The sequence below is a fragment of the Amycolatopsis sp. WAC 04197 genome, from assembly GCF_003947475.1.
GTDB lineage: Bacteria > Actinomycetota > Actinomycetes > Mycobacteriales > Pseudonocardiaceae > Amycolatopsis > Amycolatopsis japonica.
The window spans coordinates 650,170-671,936 of sequence record NZ_QHJK01000003.1; the positions used below are offsets into that span (position 1 = coordinate 650,170).

The window sequence follows — 21,767 nt, forward strand, 5'->3', positions numbered from 1 at the left end:
TGCGACGATGCCCCCCATGTCAGGCAGTGACGAACTCGTTGCGCTCTATGACCTCGACGGAACCGCGGTGGGAGCGGCCACGCGCTCCCGGGTCCGCGCGGAGGGGCTCTGGCACGCCGCGGGCGTGGTGTTGGTCCGTTCGAGTGACGGAGAGCGTGTCTACGTGCATCTCCGTACGGCCACCAAGGACGTCTATCCCTCCACATGGGACTGCTGGGCGGGCGGCATCGTCGCCGCGGGCGAGACCCCGGAGGAATGCGCACGCCGGGAACTGGCCGAAGAACTGGGTGTTCACGGAGTGGAACTACGCCCGCTTTTCGTCCACGTCACCGACGACGACACGATCCGTGCCCACAACTTCGCCTTCGAAACGCGCTGGGACGGCCCTTTCGTGCATCAGCCGTCCGAAGTGGTCGAAGGACGCTGGCTGACGCTGAGCGAGTTGCGTTCGTGGCTCGACGATCCGGAGAGCCGGTTCATCCCGGACGGCCGGCTGGGCGCCCTGGAATGGTTTCGGCGACGGGACTCGCGCTAGGCCGAACGGAGGCGCTGCGCGACGATCGGCAACAACCGCTTCGCCGCGTCCGTCGCCCGCGCTTCGGTTCCGGCGGTCACACTGAGGGCGGAGACGAGTTTCCCCTTGGCGAGCAACACGGTGCAGGTCTTGTCCTCGCACCAGGCGCGCTGGACCTCGATGCCGGTCTGCTTCGCCAGGGTGAGTTTCCTGCCTTCGCACTCCGCCTGGGTGACGACATCCGAAGCATCACGGTCGGTGTACTCGGTGACCTGGTGTTCCAGCGTCGAGCCGCTCGGGTACGACCACGACGCCGAACGGCTCGTGCCGCGGGTCAGACCGGTCAGACAGCCGGACACCTTACTCTCGCCGGGAACGACCTCTTCCTCGGCGACGTCCTCGTCGGTCAGCAACGCGGCGGAGACGGCGGCGGGGATGGGAGCCTGGGTCGACGACGGCGGAACCGGGTTGGCCTGCGGCTTGACCGAAGGCTGCGCGGGCTCGACCGTGGGCGTCGGTGTCGGGTCGTCGTAGTAGGTGTCGAGGTCGTTGGGACGGTCGGCGCAACCCGACAGACCGAACAGCGCGACCGTCGCCACCGCGAGCACCTGCCGATGACGCACTCTCGAGTCCTCCCCGATGTCCCGCCTGACGTTTGCCGCGAGAGTAGTCCAGCCCTTCACCGCCAGCCGAGGCAGGACCTGTGCCGCCAGTACGCGGACGGCTCCTCGGCGAGCGTGGCGAGTTCCGCGAGTTCGTCGGCGGTCGGCTTCACCTTCGCGGCAACGAGATTCTCCCGCAGCTGTGCCGTACTCGACGGGCCGATGACCGCGACCGGCCGCCAGTCCTGCGCGAGCACCGCCGCGATGGCCACCGCGTCCGGCCCCGTCCCGTGCTCCCGCGCGATCCGCGCGAGCGGTGACGGCGGCTCGACCACGAGCCGTCCGTTCGCGACGGTTTCCTTGACCAGCACCCGTTTCCCGGCGGCGTGCGCTTCCGCGAGCGCCGGGCCGACCGAGGGTTCGAGCAGGTTCCACGTCGACTGCACGGCGCTGAACACCGGCGTTCCGGCCACTTCCAGCTCGAACGCCCGCCGCACCGCGTCCGCCTGGGCGGGCCCGGACGTGGAGAAGCCCACCGGGACACCGCCGGCGGCGAGTTCGGCGAGCGCGCCGATCAGCCGGTCGTCGGTGAACAGTGGACTGTCCACAGTGAGCGAGTGGACCTGGTAGAGCGAGACCGCCTTCCCCAGCAGGTCAACGGTTTCCGCCCACTGCCCGGCGAACCGCGCCGCGGTGTGCTCCTTGACCTCGTGCACCGGCGCGTCGAGCTTCCACTCCCCCACGTAGCGATAGCCCCATTTGCTCGACACCGTCACGTCCGCGTGCCCGCGGTCGGCGAGCCAGCCGGCCAGGAACTCCTCCGAAGAACCATACGAACGGGCGACGTCGATCCAGCGGACGCCCGCGCCGTACGCGTCGTCCAGCACGGCGTAGGTCGCCGCGCGCATCGCCTCGAACTCGCGTCCCGGCGGCAACGCCTCGGCCCGGCCGAGGTTGATGTAGGCGGGCCTGCCGAGTGCCGCCAGCCCGACGGCGATCCGGTCGCCGACGGGGATTTCCGTGTCCGTCACCGGGCTCCTTCGTTCTTGTGGCGGAGGATCGCGAGCCACTGGCTCGAATTCTGCGCCTGCCGGTGCAGCTTTTCGAGGCGGGCCGCCGGGGCCCGAACGTAACCCTTGCCGAACACCGGCGCGATCTGGCGGAGGCTGGCGCCCTCCTCCCGCGCGGCGAGCAGTGCCCAGTCGGAGGCGTCGGCGCAAGCCGCGGAGGCACGGCGCAACTCGCCCAGCAGCTCGATCAGTTCGGGCGCGCTCACTTCGCCCGCCCGGACGGCGGCGGCCGTGGTTTCCAGCCAGGCCAGGACATCGGCTTCGGTGATCGGCGCTCGCGGGCGCCCGGAGGATTCGCTCACGGCCCGGAAGTATAGGTCGTTATACGGACGATTCGGCCGAGCGCCACGCGGGAGGCGTCGGACACAACGTCCGAAAACCGCTGGAGCGCAAGGGGGATGCCGGGATTCACTGGGCGCGGACTTGCGGAATCAGGAGAAGGACAATTGGGACGTTTCAGTATCGCGATCCGGTTCGCGGCGCTCGCGATCGTATGGGGTGCGAGTTTTCTGTTCATCAAGGTCGGTCTCACCGGCCTGTCGCCCGCTCAGGTGGCGCTCTCCCGCGTCTGCCTCGGCGCGGCGGCGTTGATAGCCATCGCCGCCTGGCGTCGTAAGCCACTCCCCCGCGATCCGGCGCTCTGGGGCCATCTCGCGGTCGTCTCCGTGCTGCTGTGCGTCATCCCGTTCCTGTTGTTCTCCTGGGCCGAGCAGTACATCTCCTCCGGGCTCGCCAGCATCTTCAACGCGACGACACCGCTGATCACCATGCTCATCGCCGCCGCGGCCCTGCCGTCGGAACGGTTCACGAAGGCCCGCACGACCGGGCTGATCCTCGGATTCCTGGGAGTGCTCACCATCGTCGGGGTCTGGCAAGGGATCGACATCTCCCACGAGCTGACCGCGCAGCTGGCCTGCCTGGGCGCGACGACCTGCTACGGGATCTCGTTCGTCTACGTGCGACGGTTCATCTCCTGGCGGAACCTCGACGCGCCGACCATCGCGCTCGGGCAGGTCTGCTGCGGCGCCATCGTGATGCTGGCGCTGGCGCCGTTCATCGCGACGACGCCGGTACGCCTCGACACGCCGATCGTGCTCAGCATGATCGCGCTCGGGGCGCTCGGCACCGGACTGGCGTACGCCTGGAACGCGTCGATCATCGCGGCGTGGGGCGCGTCGAACGCTTCGGCAGTGACCTACCTCACACCCGTTGTGGGTGTCCTGCTCGGCGTTCTCGTGCTCGACGAACCCCTGGCGTGGAACCAGCCCGTCGGCGCGCTGCTCGTCGTCCTGGGCATTCTGGCCGCGCACGGACGGCTGAGCCCGCGCAAGAAGGTCGAAGAAGCCGTAGCCGTGTGACGCGAAGGGGCCCTTCACCGCAACGTATGCGGCGAAGGGCCCCTTCGGCTCGTGCTACAGGTACTGACCGGTGTTCGTGGCGGTGTCTATCGCCCGCCCCGAATCCTGGTTCTTACCGGTGACGAGCGTGCGGATGTAGACGATCCGCTCGCCCTTCTTGCCGGAGATCCGGGCCCAGTCGTCCGGGTTGGTGGTGTTGGGCAGGTCCTCGTTCTCCGCGAACTCGTCGACGATCGCGTCCAGCAGATGCTGCACGCGCAGGCCGGGCTGCTTGGTCTCCAGCACCGACTTGATGGCCGACTTCTTCGCCCGGTCCACGATGTTCTGGATCATCGCGCCCGAGTTGAAGTCGCGGAAGTACAGGACTTCCTTGTCACCGTTGGCGTAGGTGACCTCGAGGAACCTGTTCTCGTCCGTCTCTTCGTACATCCGCTCGACGGTGTGCTGGATCATCGCGTCGAAGGTCGCCTTCACGTCCCCGCCGAACTCGGCGAGGTCGTCCGCGTGGATCGGGAGACCGTCGGAGAGGTACTTGGAGAAGATGTCCTTCGCGCCTTCGGCGTCCGGACGCTCGATCTTGATCTTGACGTCGAGCCGGCCCGGCCGCAGGATCGCCGGGTCGATCATGTCCTCGCGGTTGGAGGCGCCGATGACGATGACGTTCTCCAGGCCCTCGACACCGTCGATCTCCGAAAGCAGCTGCGGGACGATCGTGGTCTCCACGTCGGAGGACACGCCCGAACCGCGGGTGCGGAAGATCGAGTCCATCTCGTCGAAGAACACGATCACCGGGGTGCCTTCGGATGCCTTTTCCCGAGCCCGCTGGAAGATCAGGCGGATATGCCGCTCGGTCTCCCCGACGAACTTGTTCAGCAGTTCCGGACCCTTGATGTTCAGGAAGTAGGACTTCCCGTCCGCCGAGTCGCCGCGGGCTTCCGCGACCTTCTTGGCGAGCGAGTTGGCCACCGCCTTGGCGATGAGGGTCTTTCCGCAGCCAGGAGGCCCGTAGAGCAGCACGCCCTTCGGCGGACGCAGCTGGTACTCCTGGTACAGATCCGCGTGCAGGAACGGAAGCTCGACGGCGTCGCGGATCTGCTCGATCTGCCGGGTGAGGCCACCGATGTCCTCGTAGCGGACGTCGGGCACCTCCTCCAGCACGAGATCCTCGACCTCCGCCTTCGGCACGCGCTCGTAGGCGTAACCGGCCTTCGAGTCCACCAGCAGGGAATCGCCCGGCTTGAGGGGCTGTTCGGCCAGCGGGTCGGAGAGCAGGACGACCCGCTCCTCGTCCGCGTGACCGACCACGAGCGCACGGGGGCTGCCGCCCTCGACGTCCGGGGCCAGCACCTCGCGCAGCGCGCAGACCTCGCCGATCCGCTCGAAGTCACCGCCTTCGACGACGGTGAGCGCCTCGTTGAGCCGCAACGCCTGTCCGCGCCGCAGCGACGAGACCTCGACCGCGGGTGAGACCGAAACCCGCATCTTGCGGCCCGCGGTGAACACGTCCACCGTGTTGTCCTCGTACGCGGTCACGAACACGCCGTAACCGCTCGGAGGCTGGGCCAGCCTGTCGACCTCCTCCCGCAACGCGAGCAACTGGCCACGCGCCTCGCGGAGCGTCTCGACCAGTTTCGTGTTGCGTTCCGTGAGTTGGCTCACGCGTTCCGACGCCTCGGCGAGTCGCTGCTCCAGCACTCGGTTCTGACGTGGGGAATCGGTGAGCTTCCGGCGCAGCAGGGCGACTTCCTCCTCGAGGAAGCGGATTTGACGTGCCTGCTCGTCGGACGTGGTTCCAGCTCCGGTCGTTTCTGAAGGGTCGGCCTCCTCGCGCCGACCTCCGGGAAGGTCATGATGCATCGGGCACCTCCTCGGAGTGCTTTTCATTCCACGGTACCGGCGATCACCGACAATAAAAGGCCTTTCCGCATCACAAGATCGGCGCGTCGCGTTCCGGACGACCCGCCAGCACGTACCTTCGCGACGCGCAAGGGGCCATCCCGGTGCCGGGTCCGGCGCACTCATGGTCACAATCCGTCCACCTGGCCTGACCTGCGACGGAATACCCGGCTCCGTCCGGGTGCAAACGGGTTTCCGGTCTCAGTTCGGCCCTAATCGAGCGGCGATCCGGCTCGATGGCTAGCATCGGGCGACGTTCGCCGGGGAGGCGGACCCGCAGGTCATGTTGAGCATTTTCGCAGAACAGCTAGGGGGCACCAGCCATGACATACCCGCCGCAGCAGCCCGGCGGCTACGGACAGGATCCGTACGGCCAGCAGGGCGGGTACCCGCAGAGCGGCCCCCAGCCGCAACAGGGATACCCCGGCGCCGGCCAGTACGGACAACAGGACCCGTACGGCCAGCAGCAAGGTGGTTACCCGCAGAGCGGTCCTCAGCCCCAGCAGGGATACCCCGGTGGCACGCAGCAGTTCGGCCAACCGGATCCGTACGGGCAGCAGGGCGGCTTCAACGCGTACCCGCAGGAAGGCGGTTACGGCGGCGGAGAGCCACCCAAGAAAAAGAAGACCGGCCTGATCGTCGGCATCGCGATCGGCGCGGTCGTGCTGGTCGGTGGCGGTGTCACCGCACTGGTCATCGCGCTGAACTCCGGCGACGACAACCCGGTCGCCGCGCCGCCCTCCAGCAGCGCCGCCCCGTCCGAGGCCCCGTCCTCGTCGCAGAAGCCGAGCTCGACGCGCACCAGGTCCAGCTCGCCGAGCACGTCGTCGACCAAGAGCTCCGGTCCGGCGCCGGGTGGCAAGGCCACGCCGCAGGAGGTCTTCGAAGGCGCCGCGACGTCTTATAGCGCGGGTGACAAGAAGACGTTCCTCGACCTGATCTGCCGTAGCGAGAACACCAAGGACGAGGGCAAGCCGCTCGACCCGATCAAGCTCGAAATCATCGAGCCCGCCAAGGAAAGCGGCGACCGGGCGACCGGGCGTTACCGCGCCACCCAGGGCACCAAGACCGCGGAAGGCACCATCACCGCGGCCAAGGAATCGGACCTGTGGTGCCTCAAGGACATCAAGGCCGACAAGAAGTGACCTACCCGTGACGGTGAGCCACAAGCTGACCGCCGTCGCGGTGGTTTGCGGCGCGGTCGTGGCCGGGGTCGTGGTGGGGCTGCTGCTGGTGGCCCCGTCCGGCTCCGACCCGGCCGCGTCGAGCACTGTCACGCCCGAGCCGCGGCCGGGTTCGTCCCGTCCGGTGCCGGTGGATCCGGACGTGGCCGCGGTCGAGGTCGTCGGCAAGTCGATCGCCGCGGCCATCGTCAACCACGACGCGACCGCGTTCGGGAAGCTGACCTGTGTCCAGCAGTCCTCGGCCGATCTGGCCGAGCTCGGCCGGAAGTGGGCGGCCGCGGGGAAGATCACCGCGACCGTCCCCGATCCGCCGTCGATCAGCGGCGACTCCGCCTCCGTGACCGTTCACGTCGAGGGCGCGGGCGGGCAGAAGGACACGCCGTTCCCGCTGAAGAAGCACGACGGCAAGTGGTGCGTGAGGTGATTCGCCGCTAGCCCTTGCCGGAGCGACGGTGGACCCGCGGCGACACGGTCCCGTCCGCCAGACGGCGCGCCGTCAGCAGGAACGCGGTGTGCGCCACCATCCGGTGATCCGGTCGCACCGCGAGGCTCACGACGTGCCACGGCCGCATGAGGGTCTCCCACGACTCCGGTTCGGTCCAGCACTGCTGATCCCGCAGGGCTTCCGTGATCCGCGAAAGCTGTGTGACCGTCGCCACATAGACCGTGAGCACGCCGCCGGGCACCAGATGCGCGGCGACCGTCTCCAGCTGGTCCCAAGGCGCCAGCATGTCGAGGACGACGCGGTCGACCTCGCCGGTGTGCGTCGACAGGTCCGCGACCGTCAGCGACCAGTTGTCCGGCTTGTGGCCGAAGAACTTCTCCACGTTCCGCTCGGCGTGTTCGGCGTGGTCGTCCCGGATCTCGTAGGACTGCACGGTCCCTTCCGAACCGACCGCGCGCAGCAGCGAGCAGGTCAGCGCGCCGGAACCGGCACCCGCCTCGAGCACCCGCGCCCCCGGGAAGATGTCGCCCCACATCACGATCTGCGCGGCGTCCTTCGGGTAGATCACCTGCGCGCCACGCGGCATCGACAACACGTAGTCCGGCAGCAGCGGGCGCAGCGCCAGATAGTGGCTGCCGCCGGCCGAAGTGACGACCGAACCCTCCTGCGCACCGATCACGTCGTCGTGCGCCAGCGCGCCGCGGTGGGTGTGATACTGCTGTCCCTCGGCGAGCACCATGGTGTAGTGCCGCCCTTTGGAGTCGGTCAGCTGAACCCGGTCACCAACACGAAACGGCCCACGGACCGACACTGAACCTCCATACACGCGAATGCTGAGCCCATGCGTCCTCGGCGGGAAAGAGTGCCTCGGACGGGACGACCGATCCTCGCAGGTGGCCGTGCCGCGCTACGCCGGGGGTCGGCTCCGGGTCATCGCGGCGCGCAGGTCTTCCCGCCGCAGCACCCCCGCGGGCCTGCCTTCGTCGTCCACGACGAGGAACTGCCACGCGGCGGTTTCCCTGACCCGCTCGGCGATCTCCTCCCCCGACTCCGAGGAGAGCAGCACGGTGTCGGCGCGGATCGGCTCCGCGGCCATCTCCGCGGGCGCGTGCGGCGACGTTCCGGCCAGTTGCGCGGCGGCCGTCTCGTCGAGCAGCCCGGCCGCGACGCCGTCGGCGCGCACCAGGACCACCCCGCGGCCCGCGGAAGCGGCCAGCGCGTCCGAAACGGGACTCTCCGCGGGAAGCTGGAGAACGGGCCGGATGAGTTCGCTCAGCCGTACGCCTTCCGGCCAGCCTCGGCGTGTTTCGGCGGCGAGTTCGCTTCGCGCGCCGAGGACCACGAACCACGCCGTCACGACGCAGACACCGAGGCGGAGCCAACGGTCCTCGCTGCCCGCCGCCAACCCCCACAGCGCCCAGACGACCAGGCCCGCCGCGACGACACCGCCGCCGACGACCGCCGCGCGCGTGCCCTTCTCGCGGCGTCCCGTGGCGGCCCAGACCCCGGCGCGGACCAGCCGTCCGCCGTCGAGCGGAAGTCCGGGAAGGAGGTTGAAGATCCCGACGGCGAAGTTCGCGACGGCGCATTCGGCGATGAGCAGCCAGGCGGCGCTCTCCGGCGGGACGGCGAACATCAGCAGCCCGCAGAATCCGCCGAGCAGCAACGAAACCACCGGTCCCGCGGCGGCGACGAGCCCTTCCTGCCGAGGCTGACGGGGAGTCCTGGCGACCTCGGAGAGGCCGCCGAGCAGGAACAACCGCAGGCGCCGGACCGGGATGCCGAGGCGCAGCGCGACCAGGCAGTGCCCGAGTTCGTGCGCGAGCACCGACAGTCCGAGAAGGACCGCGAACGCGGCGGCCAGCAGCCAGGAGGTCAGCGTGGTGACCCCGGGCAGGATCCGGCCGACCAGTGGCGTGTAGAGCACCACGATGATCAGGGAGCCGATCCACCACGAAGGGGCCAGCAGCACGGGGATCCCGGCGACCCGGAACAGCAGGAGCCCACCCTCTGGTGCCACGCCTCGTCGAGGCGGGCCCTGCTCACCCGTCACCGCCATGTGTCGAAGCGTAGATGCCCAGGTGTGGGGTGCCGGTAACCCGCCCTTCCCGTCCGGGTGGTGTCGGTCATGCCGCTTCGGTCCGTTGCGGTCCCGAAACTGTCGGTACCCGGCGATACGCTTCCCCCATGCCCGACACCGACACGGTCACCGCCGATCCGCCGCCCGGCGCCGAAGTCCCGCGCCGTCGGCCGGCCCTGTCCCCGTCGCGTGCCAGCGACTTCAAGCAGTGTCCGCTGCTCTACCGCTTCCGCGCGGTCGACAGACTGCCCGAGATCCCGACGAAGGCCCAGCTGCGCGGCACGCTGGTGCATTCCGTGCTGGAGCGCCTGTTCTCCCTTCCGCAGGCCGATCGCACGCCGCCGCAGGCCAAGGAGCTGCTCGCGCCGGCGTGGGAGGAGCTGTCTTCGGAGCGTCCGGAGTGGATCGAGCTGTTCGATCAGGAGGATCCCGAGGCCGTCACGTCGTGGCTCGCGTCGGCCGAGCAGCTCGTCGACACCTACTTCGGCCTCGAGGATCCGCGCCGCCTGGAGCCGGAAGCGTGTGAGCTGCACGTCGAGATCGAACTGGGCTCCGGAGTGCTGCTCCGGGGCTACGTCGACCGGCTCGACGTGGCGCCGACCGGCGAGATCCGCGTCGTCGACTACAAGACCGGTGCCGCGCCTCGCGAGATCGGCGAGGCCAAGGCGATGTTCCAGATGAAGTTCTACGCCGTGGTCCTCTGGCGGCTTCGCGGTGTCGTGCCGCGCCAGCTGAAACTGATGTACCTCACCGACGGGCAGTCCTTGGCCTACACGCCCGACGAGGGCGAGCTGATCCGCTTCGAGCGCACGCTGGAGGCGATCTGGCAGGCGATCCTCAAAGCGGGCAAGACCGGCGACTTCCGGCCGAATCCGAGCAAACTCTGCGCGTGGTGTGATCACCAGGCCCTCTGCCCGCAGTACGGCGGCACTCCCCCGCCGTACCCGGGCTGGCCGGAGCCGGATCCCGGCGAGGAGTCCGTATTGGACCGTGCGGATTAGAGTGCTTCTGTGACAGAAGCTTTTTACGTGCCGTCGGGTGACAGCGTCTTCCTCCCGACCCCGCACACCGCCGGCCCGTGGACCCCGGACGCGCAGCACTTCGGGCCGCCTTCGGCGTTGCTGGTCCGCGCGCTCGAAGAGGTCGAGGCGCCCCACGCGAGCCAGCTGGCACGGGTGACGGTCGAGATCCTCGGGCCCGCGCCGCTGAAGGAGCTGTCGGTACGGGCCCGGGTGGAACGACCTGGCCGGTCGGTCGAGAGGCTGACGGCCGAGCTCTCCCACGGCGAGCGGGTCGTCGCCCGTGCTTCGGCGTGGCGCATCGCGACGTCGGACACCACCGCGGTGGCGACGGCGGATGCTCCCGCGCTGCCGTCGCCGGACGGGCTGCCCGCGTCGAACTGGCCGGAGGGCTGGCTCGGTGGGTACCTGCAGGCCGTCGAGTGGCGCAGCGTCAAGGGTGCGCTGGACGAACCCGGCCCCGCGACCGTCTGGGGCAGGCAGCGCGTCGCGCTCGTGGACGGGGAGAAGCCCAGCCCGCTGCAGCGGTTGTTCGTGCTGGCGGATTCCGGCAACGGGATCTCGAACTTCCTGGACCCACGGGAGTGGTGGTTCATCAACTCCGAGCTGACGGTGCACCTCCGCCGCCCGCCTCTCGGCGACTGGATCGGCGTCGACGCGGCCACCCTGGTCGGCCCGAACGGGATCGGCACGGCGACCACGACGCTGCACGACGCGTCGGGGCCGATCGCCTCCGGGGCGCAGGCCTTGCTGGTGCGACCGCGACAGGCGGGCTGATAGACGCGCTTTCTCGGCGGGTTTCCAATAGCCTTCCCGGAACAACAGACACAGGGAGCGCTTCGGCATGCAGATCACCTCGGTGGTCAACCAGAAAGGCGGGGTCGGCAAGACCTCACTCAGCGTGGGCGCGGCGGCCGCACTGGCCGAACGCGGCCGCCGGGTGCTGCTGATCGACCTCGACCCACAGGGCCACGCGACCACTGAACTCCTCGGCCTGGACGAGGTGGCACCGGACATGCCCAGCCTCGCGAAAGCCCTGACCAAGGTGTGGAAGGGCCCGATCGAGGAACTCGTCGTCCGGCATCCGCGCAGCAATCTCGGGCGGGGCGGCGCGTTCGACGTCATCCCGACCTCGCCGGGGATGTTCGACCTGATCCGGCGGCTGGACCAGTTCCGGGTGCCCGGCTGGCAGCTGGCCAGGGTCATCCAGTTCGCCAACTACGACCACATCATCATCGACTGCCCGCCCGCGCTCGACGTGCTGACCAACAACGCGCTCGCCGCTTCGCACGGGATCCTCGTGCCGGTGCAGCCGGACCGGACGAGCATCCGCGCGCTGCGCCTGCTTTCGGACCAGGTGCGTTACGTCGAACAGACCGTCGGCCGTCCGCCGATCGCCTACTACGGTCTCGTGCCGGGGCTGTACCGCCGCCCGATCTCGCATTACGCGGCCGCGGCGTTGCAGGAGCTGTACGCGTTCGGGATCCCGATGCTGTCGCACGTCCCGCTCGGCGTCGTGATGAACGAAGCCGCCGCGCACGGCGTTCCCGTGACGACGTACGCGCCGGAAACGCTACAGGCACTGTCGTTCCGGGAGATCGCGGAGACGCTCGACGGCTACCTGCGGAACCATCCGGCCGCGGCGATCGTGCCCGCGGACGAGGAGTTCGTCTTCGAGGACTTCATCACCGAGGTCTCGGTGACCCGCAGCGCGAAGGACAACGGGGCGCGCAAGAAGCTCTACGACCTGATGCCCAAGAAGCCCAACCGCCCCCGCTAGCCAATGCCATGAAAGGTCCTTTCCTTGCAAATTTTGCAAGGAAAGGATCTTTCATGGCGTCTGGAGTCAGAGGCGGCAGGCCCGGATGTCCGAAGCGAGGACGGCCTTGGCGCCGGTCTCGGCCAGTTCGTCCATGATCCGGTTGACCTCCTTGCGCGGCACCATCGCCCGCACGGCCACCCAGTCCGCGTCGGCCAGCGGCGCGACGGTCGGCGACTCGAGCCCCGGCGTGATCGCGATGGCCGCGTCGAGCAGCGACCGCGGGCAGTCGTAGTCCAGCATCATGTAGTGCTGGGCGAAGACGACACCCTGCAGCCGCGCCTTCAGCTGATCCTTGGGCCGGGTGTGCTCGGTGCCCGCCCGCTGCAGCAGCACCGCCTCCGACACGCAGATCGGGTCCCCGAAGGCCACGAGGTTGTGCTGGCGCAACGACCGTCCCGACTCGACGACGTCCGCGATGGCGTCGGCCACGCCGAGCTGGATCGAGATCTCGACGGCGCCGTCGAGGCGGATGACCTCCGCCTCCACCCCGTGCTGCTTCAGGTTCTCGCGCACGAGCCGCGGGTACGACGTCGCGAGCCGCTTGCCCTGCAGGTCTTCGGCCCGCCACTCGCGGCCCGCCGGCGCGGCGTACCGGAAGGTGGAACCGCCGAAGCCGAGGCCGAGGATCTCCTCGACCGGGGCGCCGGAGTCGAGCGCGAGGTCGCGGCCGGTGATGCCGAGGTCCAGTTCGCCGGATCCGACGTAGATCGCGATGTCCTTGGGACGCAAGAAGAAGAACTCGACCTCGTTGACCGTGTCGAGCACGGTCAGGTCGCGGGCCTCATGTCGCTTGCGGTAGCCGGCCTCTCCGAGCATCTCCGACGCGGCGGCGGCGAGGGCTCCCTTGTTCGGCACGGCGACACGCAGCATTGCTTCTCCTTGGTTCTCCGGACGCGAACGCATCACAGGTACCGGTACACGTCCTCTGTCGACAGTCCTCGGCCGAGCATGAGCACCTGTACGCGGTACAGCAGCTGTGAAATCTCCTCGGAGAGCCTGTCGTCGGATTCGTGCTCGGCGGCGATCCACACCTCGCCCGCCTCTTCGAGCACCTTCTTGCCCTGCGCGTGCACTCCCGCGTCCAGCGCGGCGACGGTGCCGGAACCGTCAGGGCGCGTGCGGGCGCGCTCGGCAAGCTCGGCGAACAGCTCATCGAAGGTCTTCACGGTCTGGAGATCCTTCCATCCGCGCCCGCGTCGCGCTGCCCCGGGCCGGTGTGTTGCCGCTCGCGTCACACTTCAGAACAGCGCGACGCCGCCCCGCTCGAAGTCGAGCAGGTGTCGTTTCCGTTCGACACCACCGCCGTAGCCGGTGAGATCGCCGTTGGACCCGATCACGCGATGGCAGGGCACGATGATGCTGATGGGGTTCTTCCCGTTCGCGAGGCCGACCGCGCGCGACGCGGTGGGCCTGCCCAGACGGTCGGCGAGCTGACCGTAGGAAAGCGTCTCGCCATATGGGATCCCGAGCAGGCCTTCCCAGACCATCCGCTGGAATTCGGTGCCGCCGAAGCTCAGCGAAAGATCGAATTCCTTCCGCTGTCCGGCGAAGTACTCCTTCAGCTGCTTCTCGGTCTCGACGAAGATCGGCGCGCCCGGGTCCGGGTGGCCGAAGCTCTCCTCGGCCGGACGGTGCCGCTGCTGGACCATGTAGACCCCGCAGAGGCTTTCGCCGTCCGCGACCAGGGTCAGCTTGTCGTACGGGCTGTCGATGACGGTGTGCGTGCGCATGGCGCTCCTCGGACTCAGGCGGCGGGCAGTCGGTTGATCGGGTGATCCCCGGTCGCCCAGAGGTGCTGGACGGCGTAGGCGCGCCACGGGCGCCAGCGTTCGGCGTGCGCGACGAACGCCGCCGGGCCGAGCCCGAGCTCCTTCGCGGCGACTTTGACGCCGAGGTCGGTCGGCAAGAAGGCGTCGGGGTCGCCGAGCGAGCGCATCGCGATGCTCTCGACGGTCCACGGGCCGAAGCCGGGCAACGCGTGCAGGCGCTCGCGGGCGGACTGCCAGTCACTTCCCGCGCCGAGGTCGAGCCCGCCGTCGTTCAGTTCGGCGACGAGGCCGAGCAGGGTCCGCTTGCGGCTCTGCGGCATGGCGAGGCTTTCCGGGTCGATTTCCGCCAGCGCGGCGGCGTCCGGGAAGACGTGGGTGAGGCCACCGTCCGGATCGTCGACGGGCTCACCGTGCGCGAGCACCAGCCGGGCGGCGTGGGTCCGCGCGGCCGCGGTGGACACCTGCTGACCGAGGACCGCGCGGACGGCGAACTCGTCGCCGTCGACCGTCCTCGGCACCCGCCTGCCGGGCGCGGCGGCCACGAGCGGGCCGAGCAGCGGGTCCGCGCCCAGGGCTTCGTCGACCGCGGCCGGGTCGGCGTCGAGGTCGAGCAGACGGCGGCAGCGGCTGATCGCGGTCGAGAGATCCCGCAGATCCGACAACGTGAGCCGGCAGCCGATGTACCCGTCTTCCGGCTTGAGCGCGACGACGGCCGCGCCATGCGGGAGCCGCAGCGTGCGGCGGTACGCGCCGTCGCGCCATTCCTCGACACCGGGGACGCCGGTCGCGACGAGATGCCCGAAGAGGTTGTCCGGGAACAGGGGCTTCCGGTACGGCAGGCGCAGGTTGAGCGTCCCGGGCGCGGTCGCCGGGGTGGTGCGGACACGGGCCCGCAGTTCCGTCGGCGACAGGGCGAAGACCTCGCGGACGGTGTCGTTGAAGGTCCGGACGCTGCCGAATCCCGCGGCGAGGGCGACGTCGATCATCGACAGGCCGGTCGTCTCGATCAGCAGTCGCGCCGTCTGTGCCCGTTGCGCACGGGCGAGGCTGAGCGGGCCCGCGCCGAGTTCGGCGCGCACGTGCCGCTCCACCTGCCGGACGCTGTAGCCGAGCCGGGCGGCCAGCCCGCTCACGCCGTCGGTGTCGACGACGCCGTCGGCGATCAGCCGCATCGCCCTGGCCACCAGGTCCGCGCGCTCGTTCCACTGCGGCGAACCTGGGCTCGCGTCCGGGCGGCACCGCTTGCAGGCACGGAACCCGGCCTCCTGCGCGGCCGCCGCGCTCGGGTAGAACGTCATGTTCTCCGGCTTGGGCGGGACGACCGGGCAGCTCGCCCGGCAGTAGATCCGCGTCGTCAGGACGGCGGTGAAGAACCAGCCGTCGAACCGGGCGTCCTTCGCCTGGACCGCCCGGACGCAGCGTTCGAAATCCTCATGCACCAGGCCAGCATCACCGACCGCACCGGGTGCGGTCTAGCGGAAATGCGACATGGCGGTCAGGGCAGGAGCGCGGTCAGCGCCGGCACGTCGAGCCCGACCAGCGACGAACGGAACACCCGCCGCTGTCCCGGTTCGACGTCGACGTCGTTCGGGATCACCACCACCGTGCAGCCCGCGGCGGCCGCGGAAGCCGCGCCGGGCGGTGAATCCTCGATCGCCACACACCGGGAAGCCGGAACTCCCAGCAACTCCGTGGCCAGCTGATACGGCCTCGCGTGCGGCTTGTTCAGACCATCGACCTCGTCACCGCAGACCGTGGCGGCGAAGTAGTCGCGGCCGATGGTGTTGAGCGCGAGTTCGGTCAGCGACCGTTCGGTGGAGGTGACCAGCGCCATCGGGACACCGTTGGCGCGCAACAGTTCGAGCAGCTCCTGCGCGCCGGGGCGCCACGGGAGCGGACCGTCGAAGAGGTTGGCCGTGCGGCGGCGGATCCACTCCCCCATCTCCGCGATCGACTCGGGGGTGACGGGCCTGGCGCACACTTCGAGCAGGAACGCGGCCGTGTCGTCCATATTGGACCCGACGAGACTCAGGCGCTGCTCCTCGGTCAGGCTGCCGCCGAGGCTTTCGACGGCCTCGTAGAGCGCGACGTCCCACAGCTTCTCCGAGTCGACCAGCGTGCCGTCCATGTCCCACAGCACGGCGGCGAGTCCGTCCGGTGTGGACGGTTCGGTCACGGCTCCCCCTCACGTTCGGTCAGGCCTTCCGGAGCCCACGGTAGCCGAGACGGATTCATGTCGACGGCCAGGTAGGTGCCCGAAATGCCGCATTGTGTCGGCTCCGCGCGATTCGCGCCCGCGAAACGCCACCGGACATGCCCAACGGCGCACGGCCGCCTGGTCGTAGGCTGGTCCGGTGAGTGAGCCCGTCGACGAGACCCAGCGGCCCGGCCGCGACCACCCGGATGACACCAAGCCGATCATGATCGTCGCCTTCGAAGGATGGAACGACGCAGGTGACGCGGCCAGCCGGGCGGTCGAGCATCTCCAGCTCAACTGGGATGCGACCCCACTGAGCGAGCTGAGTCCTGACGAGTACTACGACTTCCAGGTCAGCAGACCGACCGTGCGCATGGTGGACGGCGTCACCCGGCGGGTCGACTGGCCGACCACGCGGCTCTCGGTGTGCCGCCCGGAGGGCTTCAGCCGGGACATCGTGCTGGTGCAGGGGCCGGAACCGAACATGCGCTGGCGCGCCTTCTGCGCCGAACTGCTGGAGCACATCCAGCAGCTGGAAGTCTCCACCGTCGTCACCCTCGGCGCGCTACTGGCCGACACCGCGCACACCCGGCCCGTCCCGGTCACCGGGACGGCGTACGACAAGGACACCGCTTCGCAGTTCGGGCTGGAGCTGAACAACTACCAGGGACCGACCGGCATCGTCGGGGTCCTGCAGGACTACTGCGTGCAGGCGGGTGTCCCGGCGGTCTCGATCTGGGCGGCCGTGCCGCACTACGTCTCGCATCCGCCGTCGCCCAAGGCCACGCTGGCGCTGCTGCACAAACTCGAGGACGTCCTCGACGTCGAGATCCCGCTCGGCGCCCTTCCCGAGCAGGCGGAGGAGTGGCAGCGGACGGTCACCGAGATGGCCGAGGAGGACGAGGAGATCAGCGAGTACGTCCGGGGGCTCGAGGAGCGCGGCGACGCGGAGACCGAGTTCACGCTGGACGACGTCAGCGGGGACAAGATCGCGGCCGAGTTCGAGCGGTACCTGCGGCGTCGCCGTCCCGGCCAGGACGGTCCCGGACGGGGCTGAGCGCACCCTCCTGCCGCAAATGTCATGAAAGGGCCGTTCCTGACGTTTTTCGTCAGGAACGGCCCTTTCATGACATTAGAGACTCGCGCCCCCGTTGAAGCGTCAGAAGATGCGCCGCAGCGGGATCGGCCCCCGCGCCCGCTTCCGCCACTCACGCGGATAGCCGAGCGAGACCTCTTCGAAGCGCACGCCGTCCGCCTCCGTGGAGCGCGGGATGTGCAGATGCCCGTAGACGGCGACCTCGGCACGGAAGCGCAGGTGCCAGTCCTCGGTCTCGGTCGTCCCGCACCACAGCGCGAACTCCGGGTAGTACAGCGGTTCGGTCGGGTGGCGGTGCAGCGGCCAGTGCGACATGAGGATCGTCCCGTGGTCCTCGGGGATCGCCTCCAGCCGCTCCGTGCTGATCTTCACCCGGTCGGCGCACCACGCCTGCCTGCTGGGATACGGATCGGGGTGCAGGAAGAACTCGTCCGTGCACAGCACGCCCGCCTCGCGCGCCTGCTCGATGGCCGCCAGCATCGGCAGCCCGTCGGCCAGCGGGGTCCGCCAGCTGTAGTCGTAGAGGACGAACAGCGGCGCGATCGTCAGCGGTTTCCCCTGGTGCTCCCACACCGGGTACGGGTCCTCCGGGGTGAGGACGTCGATCTCGCGGCAGCGTTCCACCAGATGCTCGTAGCGCGCCTGTCCGCGCAGCTGACATTCATCCTTCTGGGTGGTCCACAGCTCGTGGTTGCCGGGCACCCAGACGACCTTCGCGAAACGTTCGCGCAAGGTCTTGAGCACCCCGATCACGGATTCGGCGCGTTCGGCGACGTCACCGGCCACGAGCAGCCAGTCGTCGGGGGTCCTGGGGACGACCTCGTCGACGAGCGGGGCGTTGCCCTCATGGGTGACGTGGAGGTCGCTGGTGGCGAAGAGATGCGGCACTCCACCACCGTAGCTTCACCCGGTCCGGGGAACCGCCGGAATTGCCTTACCGTGCAGCCTTCCCGAAGCCGACACGGCCAGCACGATCAACGCCGAGAGGGTGTGCAAACCCGCCTGGACGTTCAGCAGGACCCCCGTGCCCAGCACGTTCAGCAGCCAGCCGGTCAGCAGCGCGCCCAGCGCCGTGAACCCCGCGGTCCCGGCGAAGACAGTGCTCAGCACGCGACCGGAGCGTGCCGGGGACGCGGCGGTCTGGACCAGCGAGAGCAACCCGGATCCGGCGAGCACACCGGGTGCGCCGACCAGGCCGAAGAGCCCGATGAAGACGCCCAGCGAAGCGGTCAGCGCGGGCAGGTTCCAGATCAACGCCGACAGCAGGCCGAGCGCGAGGCCGCCCCAGCCGAGCAGTGCGGCGGGCGCGACCTTGCGGGCGACGGTGGCGACGGCGAATCCCGCGGCCAGCCCGCCGAGCGCCTGTACGCCGCGCAGGAGGCCGACGTCGCCTTCGGTGCCGTCGAGGATGTCGAGCACGAAGACCACGAACAGCACCAGGAACATCCCTTGTGCCAGCGACGTCAGGACCACGACGACGCCGGCGAGGCGAAGGCGTCCTTCGCAGCCGATCTCGCGAAGCCCGTCGAGCCACGCTCGCAACACCGGTTCGCGCGGTCCGGCCGGTTTCGGCGCAGCGACGCGCTGGAACGGGCGCGCCAGCAGGGCGGAGCCGACCACCAGCACGCCGAGATAGGCAACCACGACCCAGCCCAGGCCGCCGAACCCGAGCAGGAGACCACCCGCCCAGCCACCGGCGAGCCGAGCGACGCTGCCGTTGATGCTCATCAGGCCGTTGGCGCCGATCAGCTCACCGGGAGGGACCAGTTCGGGGACGAGCGCGTTGCGCGCGGGCTCGAACAACGAAGCCAAGCCCGCCTGCGCGGCCATCACCGCGTAGATCACGTGGACCGGGCCGCCGGACGCGACGAACAGCAGCGGCAAGGCCACGAACGCCTGTCCTGCGCACACCACGCACAGCACCAGCCGCCGGTTCCAGCGATCCGCGATCACGCCGGCGACGGGGCTCAGCAGTACCGCGGGCACCAGGCCCAGGACGATGCTCAACGCCGTGGTCGCCGCCGAACCGGTCGCCTGGAAGACGAACACCGGCAACGCGATCTGCAGCATCCACTCGGCGGTCTCGGAGAAGAACGCGGCGATCCACAACCGCGCGAACGCGGGTTCCCTCAACGGTTTCATCTGCCCGGTTTCCCCTCGGCGTCGATGCGGAGGAACGCCCGCAGCCCCAAGTGGACCGGGAGTGCCTCCGCGGGAGCGTCTTCGCGGATCGCGCCGACGTAGGGCCGCACGAGCGCGTCGATCCGCCGGACCAGCTCGTCCAGCTCGCCGGCGGTCACCCGCAGCGAGTAGTTGTTGATCCCCGACGCGTCCCGCCACTCCTTGCCGAGCCGGTCGGCGGCGTCGAGATAACGCTCGGTCAGCTCCTTTTCCCGCGCGAGGGTGGTGCCCACGACCGCCAGCTGCGCCCCGTGCAGCTCCGGGTCGTCACCGAACTCGATGCCGACCTGGCACGCCCGCCACGGCCGCTCCCGCCCGTCCTCCCCCTCGACCCGCTCCACGAGGCCGTGCCGCGCCAGCTGACGCAGATGCCAGCTGCAGTTCGAGGCGGTCGAGCCGACGGCCGCCGCGCACTCGCTCGCGGTCCGCGGGCCGACCGCCATGAGGTGGTCCACCAGCGCCGAACGCAGCGGATGCGCCAACGCCCGCATCAGCTCGACGTCTTCGATCCGCTTGCGCGGCGGTAACCCGGCCATCGCCCGATCCAATCTGAAAGACTTCTTTCGAAAGTTCTCTTTCAGATTCACAGGCGACCGCCGCGCTGTCAAGCTCCCCCGAGCCGGGCGTGTTCCGCCCTCAGTCACGCGAATCCCGCCCCCAATCACGCGTGTTCCGCGCCCAAGCACGCAAGTCACGTCTCGACACACAAGAAGGGGGTTGACTAATGCTACTGGTGTTGCGTTAGACTCTCCGCATCATGGACAACTGACATCGCACCTTCCCCGTTCCGAGGCGGCTCCGGTCGAGCACAGCTCCCGCAAGCCACGAAGCCCGGCGGGGTTCTCCCATGTCCGAAGAAACACGGTGATGTCGTATGTCTCTTTCCCTGATCGCCAAGGACCTCGTCCACTCCTACGGTGCCCGCGTCGTCCTCGACGGCGTGAACCTCACGGCTTCGGCCGGGCAGCGGCTCGGGCTGGTCGGCGAGAACGGCGTCGGCAAGTCCACGCTCCTGCGCCTGCTGGCCGGAGTGGAAGAGCCGCAGGGTGGCGAGGTGCTCCGCGGCGACGACCTCGGATTCCTCTTGCAGGAGTTGCCTTTCCCGCTCACGGCGCGGTTCTCCGACGTCATCGACGACGCGCTCGCCGAAATCCGGCGGGCGTCGGCGAGACTCGACGAACTGACCGCGGCGCTCGCCCGCCATCCGGACGACGCCGCCGTGCTCGACGAGTACGGCACGGTGCTCGAATGGGCCCAGGCACACGACCTGTGGGACGCCGACCGGCGCGCCGAGGTCGTGTGCGCGGGGCTCGGGCTGGCCGGGATCGACCCGGCCCGCGAACTGGGCACGCTGTCGGGCGGACAACGGTCGCGGCTCGGCCTCGCCGCGTTGCTGATCCGGCGGCCGGGCACCCTCGTCCTGGACGAGCCGACGAACCACCTCGACGACGCCGCGATGGAGTTCCTCGAACAGCATCTCGCTTCGCTGACCGGGGTCCTCGTGCTGTCGTCGCACGATCGCGTGTTCCTCGACGCGGTGTGCACCGACATCGTCGACCTCGACCCGGCGCTGGGCGGCCCGACCCGGTACGGCGGCACGTATTCCGACTACCTGGACCAGAAACGGGCCGAACGGGCGCGCTGGGAACAGCGGTACGCCGAGGAGCAGGACGAGCTCAAGGAACTACGGGAATCGGTGGCCGTCACCGCGCGCAACGTCGCGCACAACCGGCCGCAGCGTGACAACGCCAAGATGCTCTACGACTTCAAGACCGGGAGGGTGCAGAAGCAGATCTCGCGCCGGGTCCGCAACGCCCAGCTGCGGCTGGACGAACTGGAACGCGATCAGGTGCGGAAACCGCCCGCGCCGCTGCGGTTCCAGGGCGATCTGACCGGCGAGCCCGGTGAGGGGAAGACGGCGATTTCGGTACGGGACATCGAGATCGCGGGACGGCTGCGGTTGTCGACCTTGGACATCACGACGACGTCGAGGCTCCTGATCACCGGTGGCAACGGCGCCGGGAAGTCGACTCTGCTGTCCGTCCTCGCCGGCTCGCTGGCCCCGGACTCCGGCACCGTCCTTTCCGGACGCGGTGTGCGGATCGGCCTGCTGGCACAGGACGTCGTGTTCGCCGAACCGGAGAAGACCGCGCAACGGACCTACGCCGAAGCCCTCGGCGAGGACGCTCCCCCGTTGCGCGGGCTGGGGCTGCTGGCCCCGCGCGATCTCGGGACCCGGGTGGGCGCGTTGTCGGTCGGGCAGCGACGGCGGCTCGCGCTGGCGCTGCTCATCGCCGATCCGCCGGAGGTGCTCCTGCTGGACGAGCCGACGAACCACATCTCGCTCACCTTGGCTGAGGAGTTGTTCACCGCGCTCGATTCCGCGCCGGGTGCCGTCGTCATCGCGTCTCACGACCGATGGCTGCGGCGTGATTGGACGGGTGACCACCTCCGGCTGGAAGCCGGTCGTGTCGCCGTGTAGGGCGTTATACGGATGTCAGGAAAGGGTCGTTCAGGACGAAAGATGTCCTGAA

23 protein-coding genes are annotated in these 21,767 nt (G+C 69.4%); 9 read left to right on the forward strand and 14 right to left on the reverse strand.

The genetic code is table 11. The annotated features are described in order from the left end of the window. Positions 1 to 16 precede the first annotated feature (16 nt). Entirely contained in the window at positions 17 to 535 is a 519-nt protein-coding gene (locus DMC64_RS15990) for an NUDIX hydrolase (protein ID WP_037337505.1), read from the forward strand. Here the strand turns inward: DMC64_RS15990 and DMC64_RS15995 are convergent. Genes DMC64_RS15995 through DMC64_RS16005 form a run of 3 tightly spaced genes read right to left on the reverse strand, consistent with a single transcriptional unit; the run spans position 532 to position 2,488 of the window. Continuing rightward, on the reverse strand, positions 532 to 1,137 hold the full coding sequence (locus DMC64_RS15995; RefSeq protein WP_125734156.1) for a hypothetical protein: 606 nt from the start codon (positions 1,135 to 1,137) through the stop codon (positions 532 to 534). The two genes, DMC64_RS15990 and DMC64_RS15995, sit on opposite strands and share 4 nt — an antisense overlap. A 56-nt stretch (positions 1,138 to 1,193) precedes the next feature. Continuing rightward, entirely contained in the window at positions 1,194 to 2,147 is a 954-nt protein-coding gene (locus DMC64_RS16000; protein ID WP_125734157.1) for an aldo/keto reductase, read from the reverse strand. Continuing rightward, the gene (locus DMC64_RS16005; protein WP_037337498.1) at positions 2,144 to 2,488 is read right to left on the reverse strand and encodes a hypothetical protein; all 345 of its coding nucleotides are present in this window, start codon (positions 2,486 to 2,488) and stop codon (positions 2,144 to 2,146) included. Before DMC64_RS16005 ends, DMC64_RS16000 begins: the two co-directional genes overlap by 4 nt. 144 nt (positions 2,489 to 2,632) lie before the next feature. Here DMC64_RS16005 and DMC64_RS16010 point away from each other — a divergent pair, with 144 nt between their 5' ends. Continuing rightward, entirely contained in the window at positions 2,633 to 3,544 is a 912-nt protein-coding gene (locus DMC64_RS16010; RefSeq protein ID WP_125734158.1) for a DMT family transporter, read from the forward strand. Positions 3,545 to 3,598: 54 nt separating this feature from the next. Here DMC64_RS16010 and arc read toward each other — a convergent pair whose 3' ends face one another. Beyond that, positions 3,599 to 5,401, reverse strand: a complete 1,803-nt coding sequence (arc, locus tag DMC64_RS16015) for a proteasome ATPase (RefSeq protein ID WP_125734159.1) — start codon at positions 5,399 to 5,401, stop codon at positions 3,599 to 3,601. 362 nt (positions 5,402 to 5,763) lie between these two features. Between arc and DMC64_RS16020 the strand changes: the two genes are divergently transcribed. Beyond that, on the forward strand, positions 5,764 to 6,585 hold the full coding sequence (locus DMC64_RS16020) for a hypothetical protein (RefSeq protein WP_038513892.1): 822 nt from the start codon (positions 5,764 to 5,766) through the stop codon (positions 6,583 to 6,585). A gap of 7 nt (positions 6,586 to 6,592) precedes the next feature. After that, a complete protein-coding gene (locus DMC64_RS16025; RefSeq protein ID WP_125734160.1) occupies positions 6,593 to 7,048 on the forward strand; it encodes a hypothetical protein in 456 nt (151 codons plus the stop codon). A 7-nt stretch (positions 7,049 to 7,055) separates the two neighbouring features. Here the strand turns inward: DMC64_RS16025 and DMC64_RS16030 are convergent, their stop codons facing one another. Together DMC64_RS16030 and DMC64_RS16035 are read right to left on the reverse strand one after the other, a co-directional pair. Then, positions 7,056 to 7,880, reverse strand: a complete 825-nt coding sequence (locus DMC64_RS16030; protein WP_007035384.1) for a tRNA (adenine-N1)-methyltransferase — start codon at positions 7,878 to 7,880, stop codon at positions 7,056 to 7,058. A 96-nt stretch (positions 7,881 to 7,976) separates the two neighbouring features. Then, the gene (locus DMC64_RS16035) at positions 7,977 to 9,128 is read right to left on the reverse strand and encodes a M50 family metallopeptidase (protein ID WP_125734161.1); all 1,152 of its coding nucleotides are present in this window, start codon (positions 9,126 to 9,128) and stop codon (positions 7,977 to 7,979) included. Between the two features lie 128 nt (positions 9,129 to 9,256). On the opposite strand from DMC64_RS16035, the gene DMC64_RS16040 reads away from it, so the two are divergent. The 3 genes from DMC64_RS16040 to DMC64_RS16050 all read left to right on the forward strand — a co-directional run bounded on the left by DMC64_RS16040 (position 9,257) and on the right by DMC64_RS16050 (position 11,948). After that, positions 9,257 to 10,150 carry a RecB family exonuclease gene (locus tag DMC64_RS16040; RefSeq protein ID WP_037337482.1) on the forward strand — a complete coding sequence of 298 codons (894 nt, stop codon included), beginning with the start codon at positions 9,257 to 9,259 and terminating at the stop codon, positions 10,148 to 10,150. Between the two features lie 9 nt (positions 10,151 to 10,159). Beyond that, positions 10,160 to 10,945: a thioesterase family protein gene (locus tag DMC64_RS16045; RefSeq protein WP_125734162.1), complete on the forward strand. Its 786-nt coding sequence runs from the start codon at positions 10,160 to 10,162 to the stop codon at positions 10,943 to 10,945. Positions 10,946 to 11,012: 67 nt separating this feature from the next. Next, positions 11,013 to 11,948 carry a ParA family protein gene (locus tag DMC64_RS16050; RefSeq protein ID WP_037337476.1) on the forward strand — a complete coding sequence of 312 codons (936 nt, stop codon included), beginning with the start codon at positions 11,013 to 11,015 and terminating at the stop codon, positions 11,946 to 11,948. Positions 11,949 to 12,014: 66 nt separating this feature from the next. Here DMC64_RS16050 and hisG read toward each other — a convergent pair whose 3' ends face one another. From hisG to DMC64_RS16075, 5 genes are all read right to left on the reverse strand, one after another. Further along, a complete protein-coding gene (gene hisG / locus DMC64_RS16055; protein ID WP_037337473.1) occupies positions 12,015 to 12,860 on the reverse strand; it encodes an ATP phosphoribosyltransferase in 846 nt (281 codons plus the stop codon). Between the two features lie 32 nt (positions 12,861 to 12,892). Beyond that, positions 12,893 to 13,156 (reverse strand): phosphoribosyl-ATP diphosphatase, encoded by a 264-nt coding sequence (locus DMC64_RS16060; protein WP_016334149.1) that lies wholly within the window; start codon positions 13,154 to 13,156, stop codon positions 12,893 to 12,895. Between the two features lie 72 nt (positions 13,157 to 13,228). Next, the gene (locus DMC64_RS16065) at positions 13,229 to 13,720 is read right to left on the reverse strand and encodes a methylated-DNA--[protein]-cysteine S-methyltransferase (protein ID WP_125734163.1); all 492 of its coding nucleotides are present in this window, start codon (positions 13,718 to 13,720) and stop codon (positions 13,229 to 13,231) included. Between the two features lie 14 nt (positions 13,721 to 13,734). Beyond that, positions 13,735 to 15,198 carry an AlkA N-terminal domain-containing protein gene (locus DMC64_RS16070; protein ID WP_125734164.1) on the reverse strand — a complete coding sequence of 488 codons (1,464 nt, stop codon included), beginning with the start codon at positions 15,196 to 15,198 and terminating at the stop codon, positions 13,735 to 13,737. 56 nt (positions 15,199 to 15,254) lie between these two features. Continuing rightward, positions 15,255 to 15,935 carry an HAD family phosphatase gene (locus DMC64_RS16075; RefSeq protein ID WP_125734165.1) on the reverse strand — a complete coding sequence of 227 codons (681 nt, stop codon included), beginning with the start codon at positions 15,933 to 15,935 and terminating at the stop codon, positions 15,255 to 15,257. 178 nt (positions 15,936 to 16,113) lie between these two features. On the opposite strand from DMC64_RS16075, the gene DMC64_RS16080 reads away from it, so the two are divergent. Beyond that, the gene (locus DMC64_RS16080; RefSeq protein WP_037337460.1) at positions 16,114 to 17,013 is read left to right on the forward strand and encodes a PAC2 family protein; all 900 of its coding nucleotides are present in this window, start codon (positions 16,114 to 16,116) and stop codon (positions 17,011 to 17,013) included. A 102-nt stretch (positions 17,014 to 17,115) separates the two neighbouring features. Here the strand turns inward: DMC64_RS16080 and DMC64_RS16085 are convergent, their stop codons facing one another. From DMC64_RS16085 to DMC64_RS16095, 3 genes are read right to left on the reverse strand one after another with little or no spacing between them, the layout of a single operon-like run. Then, the gene (locus DMC64_RS16085; RefSeq protein ID WP_125734166.1) at positions 17,116 to 17,940 is read right to left on the reverse strand and encodes a metallophosphoesterase; all 825 of its coding nucleotides are present in this window, start codon (positions 17,938 to 17,940) and stop codon (positions 17,116 to 17,118) included. Between the two features lie 15 nt (positions 17,941 to 17,955). After that, on the reverse strand, positions 17,956 to 19,194 hold the full coding sequence (locus DMC64_RS16090) for an MFS transporter (protein WP_125734167.1): 1,239 nt from the start codon (positions 19,192 to 19,194) through the stop codon (positions 17,956 to 17,958). Next, positions 19,191 to 19,769: a helix-turn-helix domain-containing protein gene (locus DMC64_RS16095; protein WP_125734168.1), complete on the reverse strand. Its 579-nt coding sequence runs from the start codon at positions 19,767 to 19,769 to the stop codon at positions 19,191 to 19,193. The genes DMC64_RS16090 and DMC64_RS16095 overlap by 4 nt, the downstream gene beginning before the upstream one ends. A gap of 338 nt (positions 19,770 to 20,107) precedes the next feature. On the opposite strand from DMC64_RS16095, the gene DMC64_RS16100 reads away from it, so the two are divergent. Further along, a complete protein-coding gene (locus DMC64_RS16100) occupies positions 20,108 to 21,715 on the forward strand; it encodes an ABC-F family ATP-binding cassette domain-containing protein (protein WP_125734169.1) in 1,608 nt (535 codons plus the stop codon). Positions 21,716 to 21,767 lie beyond the last annotated feature (52 nt).